We start from the raw sequence: 13888 nt of genomic DNA, 5'->3' as shown, positions 1-13888 counted from the left end.
GCCATGAGCGAGCAGCCCGGACACGTACCGCGTCCCCGGGTAGGGCGGGTGCGCGGCGCCTTCCAGATGGGGAATTCGCAGATACGCCGTGTCGGCGTACGCACCGCACACTGGGCCGACACCTACCACTGGATGCTGACCCTGAGCTGGCCGCGCTTCTTCGTGCTGATGTTCGTGCTGTACATGGCCACCAACCTGGTATTCGCCGCCGCCTACTTCGCGGTGCCGGGTTCCATTGCCAATGCGCGGCCGGGCTACTTCCCCGACCTGGTGTTCTTCTCCATGGAGACACTTGCCACGGTGGGTTACGGCTACATGAACCCGGCCACCACCTACGGCCACATCGTGGCCTCCACCGAAATGCTGATCGGCGTGGTGCAGGCGGCGGCCATCACCGGCCTGCTGTTCGCCCGTTTCGCGCGGCCCACCTCGCGCATCATGTTCTCCAACGTGGCCGTGATCACCCCGTTCAACGGCGTGCCCACCCTGATGCTGCGGGCCGGGAACGAGCGCGACAACCTGATCCTGGAAGCCTCGGTGCGGGCCACGCTGGTGCGGCGCGAAGTGACGCTGGAAGGGCAGGTATTCACGCGCTTCTACGACCTCAAGCTGGAGCGCGAGACCAGCAGCGTGTTCGCGCTGACCTGGACCGTGATGCACAGGATAGACGAGAGCAGCCCGCTGTGGGGCAAGACCCAGGAGCAGCTGCGCGAGGAGGCAGCCACCTTGTCGGTGGCGATGACCGGCACCGACGACACCCTGAACGACTTCGTTCACGCGCGCCAGACCTACGCGGCCGAGCACATCTATTTCAACTACCACTTCGCCGACATCATGTCCGACAAGATCGAGGGCAATGTGCGCGTCCTGGATTACAGCAAATTCCACGACATCTATCCGGACGGCAGCAGCGAAGGCACCATGCCCGGCGCCGCGCTCGCCCATCCCGGCTAGCCCCCGTGTCCATGCCTGGTGTCTGTCCTCCCCCTGGTGTCAGATCTGCCAATGTCCTCCCCCTGGTGTCAGATCTGCCAATACCCCTGGTGTCAGATCTGCCAATGGTACATGAGCTCGCGTCTTCAGGCGGCCCCATGTACCATTGGCAGACCTGACACCGCAGTGCGGACACCGCAGTGCAGTGGACAGCCACCACAGTTATGGCAACTCTGACGCCGACGTCGAGTCCAGCGGAGTATGTGCCGGGGGCGGCAGGTCGGCCAGCAGGTCGCGGGCGTTCAGCAGGGCGTAGACGATCTCGGGATGGCGGTCCAGGCTGCGGCGGATGGCGGCCGGTATCGCTTGCCGCGTCTTGCGGCACAGGCCGGGACGCGGCGCCAGCACGATGCTCAGGCCGCGCACCGTGCGCACCCCGCGGGCGCTGGGCGTGATCTCCAAAGTGACGCCCAGCAGTTCCTGCATCCGCTGTTCCAGCCGCCCCAGCTCGGCATAGCTGGTGATGCTCTCGATTTTCGCGATCAGGCGTTTTTCTTCTTCGCGGTTCAGGCGCAGCACGCGGATATCGGTCCTGTCCGGCGCTTGCTCCCAGCTTTGCAGCAGCTCGGCCTGGCCGCACTCGCACGCGCCCGGCGGGCACTCTACACGAATCGGAAAGGGCAGTACCAGCGGCATCTTGATGACCTGATCAGGGGACGAAAAATCGCCGAATCAGGATTCTACTCCCAGTCAGGCCGCCTGCAAGCGCTGTTGTAGCAGCGCCAACACCGCTGCTTCCTCAGGCCGCAAGGCGTGCACGTCTTCGCGCAGTTCCTCCCGGGCCCGCTGGCGCAGCGCTTCCAGCATGCTGCCATCCAGGTAGGATTCGATCACGGCCGGGTGCACATAGCATTTGCGGCAAATGGTGGGCGTGTTGCCCAGCTTCCTGGCCACGCTCTCGATGGCGCGCACCACGTTTTTCTTGGCCTGGGCTTCCGAGTCGACCTTCTCGTACTCCTGCAGCGCCATGGCCGCCAGCACCGTGCCGGACCAGGTGCGGAAATACTTGGCCGTGTAATCCTCGCCGGCGATGCGGTGCAGGTAGTCGTTGACGTCGGCCGAATCGATGCTGTGCGGGGCGCCGTCATCGTCCACGTACTGGAACAGTTCCTGGCCGGGCAAGTCGCGCACGCTGCGGATGATGCGCGCCAGGCGCCGGTCCGCGACCTTGACCGCGTGGTGTACCCCGCTCTTGCCGCGGAAACGGAATTCGACCTCGCTGCCATCCACCCGCACGTGGCGGCCGCGCAGCGTGGTCAGGCCGAAGGACTTGTTATCGCGCGCGTATTCCTCGTTCCCGATCCGCATCATGGTCGCTTCCAGCAGGTAGACGATGGTCGCCAGCATTTTCTCGCGCGGCAGGCCGGGCAGCTTGAGCGCCTCGTCGACGGCGCGCCGGATGGCGGGCAAGCGCTTGCCGAAGGCCAGCATGCGGCCGTACTTGGATTCGTCGCGCAGTTCGCGCCACCTGGCGTGATAGCGGTACTGCTTGCGGCCGCGCGCGTCGCGGCCGGTGGCCTGCAAATGGCCGTGCCCGTGGCGGCAGATCCAGACGTCCGTCCACGCCGGCGGGATGGCCAGCTTGCGGATGCGGGCAATGGTGTCCTCGTCCTTGACTGGCGCGCCATCCGCATCCACGTAGCGGAAGGTCTTGACGGTGCGGCCCTTGCGGTGGATGCCGGGCTGGCCGTCGTGCACGTAGCGCAGCCCGGCGGCCTTGGCGGCGGCCGGGGCATCGGCGGCGGGCTGGATGGGGGCAGCCGCTGTGGCTGCGGCGGGATCGCGCTTCATGCTGGGTCTCTGGTATGGTTTGTTTCCAGATGCTAGCGCCAGGCGGGGCAGGGCAGCGTGATCCGCATGCGGCCAGTGTGAGGCCGCGTACACATGCCTACTTTTCGATGCGGGACAGGCGCTGGCCGTAGATGCCCCACTTGGTCGGCTCGCCATCGACCAGGCCGCGCAGCGCCCAGCCGGTGCCGATTTTCTCGACCGTGACCTCGCATTCCAGCTCGCGCGCCACTTTTTCGGCCCAGCCGCGCGCCGCGCCCTGGCCCTTGAACAATTCCTGGCCCTCGTAGATCACGGTAGCGTCGAAGACGGGCTGGGCGAAGATGGTCATGGTGTGCTCCCGGTATGAATAAAGGGGCATGATAGCGCCGCAGGCGCCGGATGCGAAGCTTTGATCTTGTGATAATTATGGCGGCATGGCAAGATCATGCTTTTTTGGTAAGGGGTCTAATGCGCGCCGCATCCTTGTCTGCCCTGTTGTTCACTGTGGCCTGGTCCGCCAGCGCCGCCGACGTGACGCCGCCCGCCGCCGGCGCCACCACCCAGGCGATACACCGGTATCTGTTCGACCGGCGCAACGCGCAGGACGACTTGCTCAAGCCGGGCGCCAGCAAGGCCGATGCGCAGCGCGCCGCGACCGAGCTTGAACGTTTGCGCACGTATCTGGAGACGCCTGCAGTGGCGGAGCGCGCCATCTCCTTTGACCGCCTGTATAGCGAACACGTGGAGCTGCAAATCGCACTGGCCTGGTCGTACATGCGCCAGGGCCGCCAGGACGATGCGCTGGTCGCATTGGAAAAAGTAGGCACGTACATGTGGTATCCCGCACTCGGCAAGATCCTGCAGCAACTGCCTGATCTGGCGCCGCTGCGCGGCGAGCCGCGCTATACGGCGATGCTGCAAACATGGGACACGCCGAACCGCGTCTACGGCAAGGCGGCCTTCGCCACGCCTTATCAGCCGGACCTGACTGCGGCGGAAAAAACCGCCGGCCTGTCCCTGTTCTGGGCCGAGGCGCGCGAGCACTTCGCCTGGTTCGACCACGTTCCGGAGCTGGACTGGAACAAGACCTATGTCGAGTACCTGTCGAAAGTGGCGGCCACGCGCAGCACGCGCGAATACTACGATGTCATGCGCCAACTGGCGGCACTGCTGCAGGATGGGCATAGCAACGTCTATCTGCCGGGCGAGCTACAGGACCAGGTCTACCAGCGGCCCGCGCTGGACACCGCGCTGGTGGAGGACAAGGTGCTGGTGACCAGCGTCGGCAATGAGGAACTGGGCAGGCGCATCCACGTCGGCGACGAGGTCGTGGCCATCGACGGCGAACCGGTACGCCGCTACGCCGAGCAGCGCGTGCAACCCTACGTGGCGGCATCGACCCCGCAGGACCGCACGCTGCGTACCTACGGCTACGAGCTGCTGTCCGGCGACCTTGCCACGCCGGTCAAGCTGCGCCTGCGCGGCGCGGACGGCGCCGAACGGGAAGAGACCGTGGCGCGCGGCGGCCGGAAATCCGCGCCCCGCTTCGTGTTCAACGTGCTGCCCGGCGGCGTGGCCTACATCGCCATCGACGATTTCGAGAGCGACAAGGCGGTGAAGGCGGTTGAAAAGGCGCTGCCGGAGATACTGCAAGCCAAGGCCCTGATCATCGACGTGCGCCGCAACGGCGGCGGCAACAGCGGTTTTGGCCTGCAAATCCTGTCCTATCTGGGCAAGGAGGGCATCCCGACCCCGCGCTCGTATGAGCGCGACAGCGCGGCGGTCCAGCGCGCCCGTGGCAACATCAGCATCGTCCTCAAGCCGCTATCCGCAGTGGCCGAGCCGGTCAGTATCCCGCGCCAGCAAGTGTTCCAGGGTCCGGTGGCAGTGCTGACCAGCGCCCGGACCTTCTCGGCTGCGGAGGATTTCGCGGCCAGCTTCCGGCTGATGAAGCGCGGCATCATCGTCGGCGAAGCCACTGGCGGCAGCACCGGTCAAGCGCTATCCTTCCCGCTGCCCGGCGGCGGCATGGCCCGCATCTGCGTCAAGCGCGACACCTGGCCGGACGGCTCAACCTTTGTCGGCAAGGGCATACAGCCCGATATCGCCGCCGCACCCACTATCGCCTCGATTCGCGCCGGCAGCGACCCGGTGCTGGAGGCCGCCGTCGAGGCACTGCAACAACCTATCCCCGCCAAGTAAGCCCCTGCTCGCGGCGCCGTGCCATGCGGCGCCGCATCAACTACGTCAATTGACGTATTCGCCATTCTCTCCCCCTTGGGTAATCTTGCAATCATGTCAAGCGCGGCAGCGCCTGGCGGCAAGTCCAACAACCAAGAATCCATCCAGAACGGGAGAACACCATGGGCGTGGTACTGAGCAGAAAACGGGAGCGAAGCGGGAACCGCATGGCGCTGGCGGCAATGGCGGCGGCGGTCCTGTCGGCGGTAGTGGCGGGACAGGCGCACGCGGGCGCCACCATCAACATCGCCGAGGACAAGTCGGTCACCGTGGGCTTCGGCATGCGCGGCAGCTACAGCAGCGTGGAAGACGCTGCGCCGGACGGCGGCCGCACCAGCGACTTCAACCTGGACAGCGCCCGCCTGTTCTTCGGCGCCTCGCTGAACAAGAACATCAAGGGCATGCTGAACACGGAGTGGGACGGTGAGCAGATCCGCATCCTGGACGCCGCCGGCCAGTTCGCCATCTCGCCCGAGTTCAACGTCTGGGCCGGCCGTTTGCTGTCGCCCAGCGACCGCGCCAACATGGCCGGTCCCTACTACTCGCTGGGCGGCGGCTACTGGGCCGGCGTGGCCTCGCGCTACGGCTACAACGGCGGCATCTTCCGCGGCCGCGACGATGGCGTGGTGGTGTGGGGCAATGTGGCCGACGGCAAGCTGGGCTACTCGGTCGGCGCCTTCGAGGGCCACACCTTCGGCATCGGCTCGCTGACCCAGTCGCAGGCCAAGGCCGCCGGCATCAAGGCTGCCGACAATCTGATGTATGCCGGGCGCCTGCAGTACGACTTCTGGGACGCCGAACCGGGTTACTACGGCACCGGCAACTACCTGGGCAATGCCGACATCCTGGCCATAGGCGTGGCCGCGCGCACCCAGAAGGATGGCGTCATCACCGCCGCCAAGGTGGGCGACTACACCTCCTACAACATCGACTTCCTGCTGGAGAAGCGCATCCCCGGCGCCGGCGCGGTCGGCATCGAGGCTGCTTACTACGATTACGACACCAGCGACATCATCAAATCGGAACAGGGCAAGGCCTATTCGGCCGGACTGTCCTACGTGTTCGACCAGAAGGCCGGCTGGGGCAAGCTGCAGCCCTTCCTGCGCTGGCAGAAGTTCAGCGCCGACACCAACATCGACACCAAGCAGTTCGACGCGGGCGTCAACTACATCATCGACGGCTACAACGCGCAGCTGAGCGCCGTGTATTCGCGCACCAAGGTCACCAAGGCCAACGACAGCGACAAGTTCGTCGTGGCCCTGCAGCTGCAGTACTGATTCCTATATACACACTGACTCACACACTAACCGAACGGGGAAATGAATATGCAAAATCGTCGTCACTTTATCGCCACCCTGAGCCGCATCGCCGCCGGCGCCGCGCTGCTGGTAAGCGGCATGTCGGCCCACGCGGCCGACACCATCAAGGTCGGCATCCTGCACTCGCTGTCCGGCACCATGGCCATCTCGGAAACCTCGCTCAAGGACGTGGCCCTGATGACCATAGAGGAAATCAACGCCAAGGGCGGCGTGCTCGGTAAAAAGCTGGAGCCGGTGGTGGTGGACCCGGCCTCGAACTGGCCGCTGTTTGCGGAAAAGGCGCGCGGCCTGATCTCGCAGGACAAGGTGTCCGTGGTGTTCGGCTGCTGGACCTCGGTGTCGCGCAAATCCGTGCTGCCGGTGTTCAAGGAGCTCAACAGCCTGCTGTTCTACCCGGTGCAGTACGAGGGCGAGGAGCTGGAAAAGAACGTGTTCTACACGGGCGCCGCGCCCAACCAGCAAGCGATACCGGCCGTCGAATACCTGATGAGCAAGGAAGGCGGCGGCGCCAAGCGCTTCGTCCTGCTGGGCACCGACTACGTCTACCCGCGCACCACCAACAAGATCCTGCGCGCTTTCCTGAAGAGCAAGGGCGTGAAGGATAGCGACATCGACGAGGTCTACACCCCGTTCGGCCACTCGGATTATCAAACCATTGTCGCCAACATCAAGAAGTTCGCGGCCGGCGGCAAGACGGCGGTGGTCTCGACCATCAATGGCGACTCCAACGTGCCGTTCTACAAGGAGCTGGGCAACGCCGGCCTGAAGGCGACCGACGTGCCGGTGGTGGCGTTCTCCGTGGGCGAGGAAGAACTGCGCGGCGTGGACACCAAGCCGCTGGTGGGCCACCTGGCGGCCTGGAACTACTTCCAGTCGATCAAGAACCCGGTCAACGCGGAATTCATCAAGAAGTGGAAGGCCTATGCCGTGGCCAAGAAGCTGCCCAACGCGAACACCGTCGTGACCAACGACCCGATGGAAGCGACCTACGTCGGCATCCACATGTGGGCGCAGGCCGTGGAAAAGGCCAAGTCCACCGATACCGACAAGGTGATCGCAGCCATGGGCGGCCAGACCTTCAAGGGACCTGACGGCTACACGCTCACCATGGACGCCACCAACCACCACCTGCACAAGCCCGTGTTCATCGGCGAGATCCGTCCGGACGGCCAGTTCAGCGTGGTGTGGAAGACCCCCGGCCCGGTGCGCGCCCAACCGTGGAGCCCCTTCATCCCGGGTAACGAAGGCAAGCAAAAGCTGTAATTGAAGTGGTGCCCTCCGCCCGCCCGGCGGAGGGATCGGCTGTTTCAAAGCGGCCATGGCGTTGTTGCAGCTCCTTGCCGTGCAGGCGCACTGTCTGCGTCGTCCCGGCCTTGGCCTGCGCCTAGCCACGCCCGCTTTGAAACAGCCTCATATACGGAGCACCCCTTGAAAAAAATACTCCTACTCGCGCTACTCCTGATGGCGGGCGCCGCGCAGGCCGCCATCGACCGCTCCCTGCTGGCGCCGCTGGCCGGCGACGATCCCGACGCCCGCGTGGCCGCCATCGCCCACATCGGCGCGCTGGCCAACGAGGACGCCAGCCGCCTGCTGAACGCCATCAAGAACGAGGCCGTGTACGCCACGCCGGATGGCCATCTCTACATCGTCGAGAACGACCAGGCCTACGATCCCGCCACCGGCCAGAGCGGCCCCATGCCGGACGGCCTGGATGGCCTGATGGTCAACAACCGCCTGCGCGGCGCCGTCGATGACGCTCTGGCCGGGCTCAAACTGTTTTCCCCCGACCGTGCGCAGCGCTACGCGGCCGTCAACGAACTGCAGAAAAGCGTGACGCTGGAGCAGGCGCCGCTGATCGAGAAAGCCCTGGTGCAGGAACGCGACGCGGACATCCGCGAACTGCTGCACCTGGTGGCCGCCACCGCCTATCTGCATGCGCCGGACGCCGCCAAACGCAAGGCCGCCGTCGAGGCGCTGGCCGACAGCAGCAACGCCAACCTGCGGCCGCTGCTGCAGCAAATGCTGGACAAGACTGATAACGCTTACAACGAGCCGGACGAAGGCGTGCGCGTGGCCGCCGCCCGCACCCTGGCCAAGCTGGACAGCCGTCTGGCCCGCACCGAAATGGTCGGCAACTTCTTCTACGGCGTATCGCTGGGCAGCGTGCTGCTGCTGGCGGCGCTGGGCCTGGCCATCACCTTCGGCCTGATGGGCATCATCAACATGGCGCACGGCGAGCTGCTGATGATAGGCGCCTATACCACCTACCTGTGCCAGGTACTGTTCCGCACCTACTTCCCCGGCGCGGTGGACGCCTATTTGTTCGCGGCGCTGCCGGCCGCCTTCATCGTGACGGCGCTGGTCGGCATCGCGCTGGAGCGCACGGTGATACGCTGGCTGTACGGCCGTCCGCTGGAAACCCTGCTGGCCACGTGGGGTATCAGCCTGATCCTGATGCAGACCGTGCGCACCATCTTCGGCGCGCAAAACGTGGAAGTGGCCAACCCGGCCTGGATGTCGGGCGGCGTGACGGTACTGGGTTCGCTGGTGCTGGCCTATAACCGCATCGCCATCATCGTGTTTGCCGCCATCGTGGTGGTGGGCGTGTGGCTGATACTGAACAAGACCCGCCTGGGCCTGTTCGTGCGCGCTGTGATGCAGAACCGCCGCATGGCCGGCTGCGTGGGCGTCTCCACCGCCAAGATAGACATGATGACCTTCGGCCTCGGCTCCGGCATCGCCGGCCTGGGCGGGGTGGCGCTGTCGCAGCTCGGCAATGTGGGACCGGACCTGGGGCAGGGCTATATCGTCGATTCCTTCATGGTGGTGGTGCTGGGCGGGGTCGGCCAGCTGGCCGGCACCATCATTGCCGCGCTGGGCCTGGGCGAAGTGAATAAATTCCTGGAGCCGGTGGCGGGCGCGGTGCTGGCCAAGATCGCCATCCTGGTCTTCATCATCATGTTCATCCAGAAGCGGCCGCAGGGCCTGTTCGCCATGAAAGGCAGGAGCGCCGAATGAGTGCCATCATCACCAAACCATCGCTGTTCAGCGGCCGCGCCTGGGCCGCCATCCTGGCCTGCTGCGCACTGGCCGCGGCGCTGCCGCTGCTGAACGTCGCTTTCCCCGCCGGCCATGCGCTGCACGTGCCGGACTACTGGGTCGGCCTGATCGGCAAATTCATGTGCTACGCGCTGGCTGCGCTGGCGCTGGACCTGGTGTGGGGCTACACCGGCATCCTGTCGCTGGGCCACGGCCTGTTCTTCGCGTTGGGCGCGTATGCGCACGGCATGTATCTGATGCGCGCCATCGGCCGCGAAGGCGTGTACCAGACCGATCTGCCGGACTTCATGGTCTTCCTCGACTGGAAATCCTACCCCTGGTTCTGGAGCGGCACCGACAGCTTCTGGTACTGCCTGGCGCTGGTGGTGCTGGTGCCGGGCGTGCTGGCCTTCGTATTCGGCTTCTTCGCCTTCCGCTCACGCATCAAGGGCGTTTACTTCTCCATCATCACCCAGGCCATGACCTATGCCTTCATGCTGCTGTTCTTCCGGAATAACACCGGCTTCGGCGGCAACAACGGCTTCACGGATTTCAAGCGCATCCTCGGTTATCCGATCAGCGCGCCCGGCACCAAGGCCGCGCTATACCTGGCCACGCTGCTGGCGCTGGTGGGCGCGCTGCTGCTGTGCCGCTGGATCGTCACCTCGAAGCTGGGGCGCGTGCTGCAGGCGGTGCGCGATTCCGAATCGCGGTTGATGTTCATCGGCTATAACCCGCTGTGGTTCAAGCTGTTCGTGTGGACCCTGTCGGCCATCCTGTGCGGCATTGCCGGGGCGCTGTACGTGCCGCAGGTGGGCATCATCAACCCGTCCGAGATGTCGCCGGCGAATTCGATCGAGATGGTGATCTGGGCCGCCGTGGGCGGACGCGGTACGCTGCTGGGACCCATCATCGGCGCGTTTTCCGTCAATGGATTGAAAAGCTGGTTCACCGGCGCCTTCCCCAATCTGTGGCTGTTCGCGCTGGGCCTGATCTTCATCCTGGTCACGCGCTACCTGCCGCAAGGCATAGCAGGACTGGCGGCGCGGCTGCGCAAGGAGCAAGCATGAGTGTGAATGAACAGTTGGCGGAACGCATGTCGGCGGAGAGCAGTGACCCCGGCGGCGCCCAAGGCGTGGCCTACGAGCGCGTGGCGCGCGAGGGACTTGACACCACCCACGGCGCCATCCTCTACCTGGAAGAGATCACGGTGTCGTTCGACGGCTTCCGCGCCCTGAACAAGCTCAGTCTCGATATTTCGGTGGGCGAGCTGCGCTGCATCATCGGCCCGAATGGCGCCGGCAAGACCACCATGATGGACGTCATCACGGGCAAGACGCGTCCCACCTCGGGCCGGGTATTTTTCGGCCAGACCATGGACCTGAGCCGCATGGCCGAGCATGAAATCGCCCACGCTGGCATAGGCCGCAAGTTCCAGCGGCCCACCGTGTTCGAGCAGCACACGGTGTTCGAGAACCTGGAGCTGGCCATGAAGATGGACAAGCGCGTGCGGCCCACGCTGTTCGCCCGCCTGTCGTCGGAACAGCGCGGCAAGATCGACGAGATCCTCAGGCTGATACGCCTGAACGGCAGCGAGCAGCGCCTGGCCGGGCTGCTGTCGCACGGCCAGAAGCAGTGGCTGGAGATCGGCATGCTGCTGATACAGGAACCGCAGCTGATCCTGCTGGACGAGCCGGTGGCCGGCATGTCGGACGCCGAAACTGAGCGCACCGCCGAACTGCTGAACGAATTGCGCGGCAAGCACTCCATCATGGTGGTGGAGCACGACATGGCCTTCGTGACCGAGATCGCGCGCGACGGCATCGTCACCGTGCTGCACGAAGGCTCGGTGCTGGCGCAAGGGAAAATGGGCGACGTGCAGGCCGACGAGCGCGTGATTGAAGTCTACCTGGGACGCTGAGGAAAGCACATGCTGGAAGTCGACAAACTGAATCAATACTACGGTTCCTCGCACACGCTGCGCGGCATTTCGCTGGGGCTGGAACGGGGGCGTTGCCTGGCGCTGCTGGGCCGTAACGGGGTGGGCAAGACCACCTTGCTCAAATGCCTGACCGGCGTGCTGCCGGTGGCATCGGGCACGGTCAGGCTGGAGGGCAAGGACATCACGCGCATGGCGACCCACCAGCGGGCCCGCTCCGGCATCGCCTACGTGCCACAGGGCAGGGAGATCTTTGCCCGCCTGACGGTGGAGGAAAATCTGCTGATGGGCCTGGCCACGCACTCGGGCAAGAAAGCCAGCACCATCAAGGGCGAGGTCTATGAGCTGTTCCCGGTCCTGAAGGACATGCTGCACCGGCGCGGCGGCGACCTGTCGGGCGGCCAGCAGCAGCAACTGGCGATTGCCCGCGCGCTGCTGGCCGAGCCCAAGCTGATCATCCTGGACGAGCCCACCGAGGGCATACAGCCTTCCATCATCAAGGACATCGGCAACGTGATACGCCTGCTGCGCCAGCGCGGCGACATGGCGATTTTGCTGTGCGAGCAGTATTTCGACTTCGCCCACGAGCTGGCCGACCAGTTCGTGGTGCTGTCGCGCGGCGAGGTGGTGGCCGCCGGCGCCCAGGCGGCCATGAACGACCCCGAGGTCAAGCGCCACCTGGCGGTTTAGTCCAGCAGGCGGTCCAGTGTGCGCTGAGGATTCACGATGAAATCGTGGGTGACCAGGTAGTGTTCGGTGTCGTAGTAGTCGGTTTCGCGCAGGCCGCGTTCCGAGCATACGTAGATGCGGGCGTTGGGATAGGCCATCAGGATGGGCGAGTGGGTGGCGATGATGAATTGCGAGCCGGCCCGCACCAGCTGCTGGATGCGCGCCAGCGCCGCCAGCTGGCGCTGCGGCGACAGCGCGGCCTCCGGTTCGTCCAGGATGTACAGGCCACGCCCGCCGAAGCGTTCCATCAGCAGCGTCATGAAGGATTCGCCGTGCGACTGCTCGTGCAGCGAGCGGTCGCCGTGGCTGTCGATGATCAGGGGGCCGCCCATGGGATCCTCGTCCAGCTTTTCGATCTCGGTGGCGACGTTGAAGAAACTTTCGGCGCGCAGGAAATAGCCGTCGCGCCAGCGCCGGTAGCCCTTGGCGACGCGCAAATACTGGTGCAGCACCGAGTGCGAGGCGCGGGTGCCGAAGCGGAAATTCCTGCTGCCGCCTTCGGGGTTGAAGCCGCAGCTGATGGCGATGGCTTCCAGCAGCGTGGATTTGCCGGAACCGTTTTCGCCGACGATGAAAGTGACCGAAGGGTGGAACTCCAGCGTGCCCAGCTTGCGGATGGCTGGCAGCGAGAATGGATAGGCCTCGGCGTCGGGAACGGCGTCCCATTGCAGGCGGGCGGCGATGGCAAATTGGGTCGATATCATGGTTGCCATCATTGTAATTCAAGCCGGGGTGCTAGGGCAGGGAGGCGTTGTCCTTGAGCACGTCCTGCACATACAGCATGGCGATCAGCACCGACAGCACGGCCGCCAGCGGCGTGGCCAGTGCGATGCCGGCCAGGCCGAACAGGGCGCCGAACAGCATCTGCATGGCGATGGTCAATGCGGGCGGCAGCGACACGGTGCGCGCCTCGATCAGCGGCGACAGCAGATAGCCTTCCACCAGCTGCACCCCGGTGAACAGCAACACCGTGTACAAGCCCAGCTCGGGGCTGATGGAAAACGCGATCAGCACCGCCGGCACGCCCGCCATCAGCGGTCCCAGGTAAGGGATGAAGTCCAGCAGCCCGGCAATCAGGCCCAGGATCAGGGCCAGCGGCACCTCCAGCAGCCAGAGCCCGGTGGCGGTCGCCACGCCCACGATGACCATGGAGCAGGCTTTGCCCACCAGCCAGCGGGCCAGCACGGAGCCGATTTCATCCAGCACCTCGCGCGCCCGGCGCCGCCGCGTGGGCGGTATCAGCTTGATGAAGCCTTCCACATACACGGCAGGCTGGGCGGCGAAGTAAATTCCCACGCAAAGGATGATGACGGCATTGCCCACCGCGCCAAACAGGCCGGTGAAGAACAGGCCGGCGTTGGGCATCTGGGCGGTGAGCTGGCGGCGGATCTGCTGTGCGCTGGGCAGGTCGGCCAGGATGCTGCGCAGCAGGGGATTGCTGGCCACGGCCTGGCGTACGCGCTCTATCGCTTCCGGCACCACGGAACCCAGCTGCGAGGCCTGATCTTCGATTTGCGGGGCGGCCGCCATGCCGCCGCCGCCCATGATGGCCAGCAGCGCCGCCACAATGATGGCCAGCGCCACGCCGCGCCGCATAGGGGTGCGGCGCGCCAGCCGGTGGCTCAGTTCATACAGCAGCACGGCGAACAGGGCGCAGGCGAACAGCAGCAGCAGGGCGTCGGCGCCGAACCACAGCGCCGCCAGCCCCAGCAGGAACAGCATGCCGACGCCATAGGCCAGCACCACGCGGTGCACAAAGCTGCGTTCGGCCGCCGGCGCCGGCTGCGCCGTTGCGGGGCTGGCGGGTGCGGGGTGGCGGCTCGGTTCCATGCCGCATTATATCGATCCGGCGTCCGGC

13 protein-coding genes are annotated in these 13888 nt (G+C 65.4%); 8 read left to right on the top strand and 5 right to left on the bottom strand.

Translation table 11 applies throughout. From position 1 onward, the window contains the following. The first annotated feature begins 3 nt into the window (after positions 1-3). Positions 4-954, top strand: a complete 951-nt coding sequence (locus ACLB1G_RS02700) for an ion channel (RefSeq protein WP_491625627.1) — start codon at positions 4-6, stop codon at positions 952-954. 201 nt (positions 955-1155) lie between these two features. On the opposite strand, the gene ACLB1G_RS02695 is transcribed toward ACLB1G_RS02700, so the two are convergent. The 3 genes from ACLB1G_RS02695 to ACLB1G_RS02685 form a co-directional block, all read right to left on the bottom strand. After that, positions 1156-1629: a hypothetical protein gene (locus ACLB1G_RS02695; protein ID WP_491625626.1), complete on the bottom strand. Its 474-nt coding sequence runs from the start codon at positions 1627-1629 to the stop codon at positions 1156-1158. A 54-nt stretch (positions 1630-1683) separates the two neighbouring features. Then, a complete protein-coding gene (locus ACLB1G_RS02690) occupies positions 1684-2784 on the bottom strand; it encodes a DNA topoisomerase IB (protein ID WP_491625625.1) in 1101 nt (366 codons plus the stop codon). A gap of 97 nt (positions 2785-2881) precedes the next feature. Next, positions 2882-3112, bottom strand: coding sequence for a hypothetical protein (locus ACLB1G_RS02685; RefSeq protein ID WP_491625624.1), 231 nt, complete (start codon positions 3110-3112; stop codon positions 2882-2884). Positions 3113-3246: 134 nt separating this feature from the next. Between ACLB1G_RS02685 and ACLB1G_RS02680 the strand changes: the two genes are divergently transcribed. The 7 genes from ACLB1G_RS02680 to urtE all read left to right on the top strand — a co-directional run bounded on the left by ACLB1G_RS02680 (position 3247) and on the right by urtE (position 11991). Continuing rightward, positions 3247-4965 (top strand): S41 family peptidase, encoded by a 1719-nt coding sequence (locus ACLB1G_RS02680; RefSeq protein WP_491625623.1) that lies wholly within the window; start codon positions 3247-3249, stop codon positions 4963-4965. A 206-nt stretch (positions 4966-5171) separates the two neighbouring features. Beyond that, entirely contained in the window at positions 5172-6281 is a 1110-nt protein-coding gene (locus tag ACLB1G_RS02675; RefSeq protein WP_491625622.1) for a porin, read from the top strand. Between the two features lie 48 nt (positions 6282-6329). Next, positions 6330-7586, top strand: a complete 1257-nt coding sequence (urtA, locus tag ACLB1G_RS02670; RefSeq protein ID WP_491625621.1) for an urea ABC transporter substrate-binding protein — start codon at positions 6330-6332, stop codon at positions 7584-7586. Positions 7587-7784: 198 nt separating this feature from the next. Further along, positions 7785-9341 carry an urea ABC transporter permease subunit UrtB gene (gene urtB / locus ACLB1G_RS02665; RefSeq protein WP_491625673.1) on the top strand — a complete coding sequence of 519 codons (1557 nt, stop codon included), beginning with the start codon at positions 7785-7787 and terminating at the stop codon, positions 9339-9341. Further along, complete coding sequence (gene urtC / locus ACLB1G_RS02660) at positions 9338-10432, top strand: urea ABC transporter permease subunit UrtC (protein WP_491625620.1); 1095 nt, start codon at positions 9338-9340, stop codon at positions 10430-10432. Before urtB ends, urtC begins: the two co-directional genes overlap by 4 nt. Positions 10433-10458: 26 nt before the next feature. After that, entirely contained in the window at positions 10459-11283 is an 825-nt protein-coding gene (urtD, locus tag ACLB1G_RS02655) for an urea ABC transporter ATP-binding protein UrtD (RefSeq protein ID WP_491625672.1), read from the top strand. A 9-nt stretch (positions 11284-11292) separates the two neighbouring features. Further along, positions 11293-11991, top strand: a complete 699-nt coding sequence (urtE, locus tag ACLB1G_RS02650) for an urea ABC transporter ATP-binding subunit UrtE (RefSeq protein WP_491625619.1) — start codon at positions 11293-11295, stop codon at positions 11989-11991. On the opposite strand, the gene ACLB1G_RS02645 is transcribed toward urtE, so the two are convergent. Further along, positions 11988-12734 carry an AAA family ATPase gene (locus ACLB1G_RS02645; RefSeq protein ID WP_491625618.1) on the bottom strand — a complete coding sequence of 249 codons (747 nt, stop codon included), beginning with the start codon at positions 12732-12734 and terminating at the stop codon, positions 11988-11990. The genes urtE and ACLB1G_RS02645 overlap by 4 nt on opposite strands. Positions 12735-12765: 31 nt before the next feature. After that, on the bottom strand, positions 12766-13860 hold the full coding sequence (locus ACLB1G_RS02640; protein ID WP_491625617.1) for an AI-2E family transporter: 1095 nt from the start codon (positions 13858-13860) through the stop codon (positions 12766-12768). Positions 13861-13888: the final 28 nt, after the last annotated feature.

It is taken from the genome of Duganella kummerowiae (genome assembly GCF_053572355.1).
Note: the sequence above shows the minus strand (reverse complement) of the source record. Positions and strands in the feature narration are given on the sequence as shown.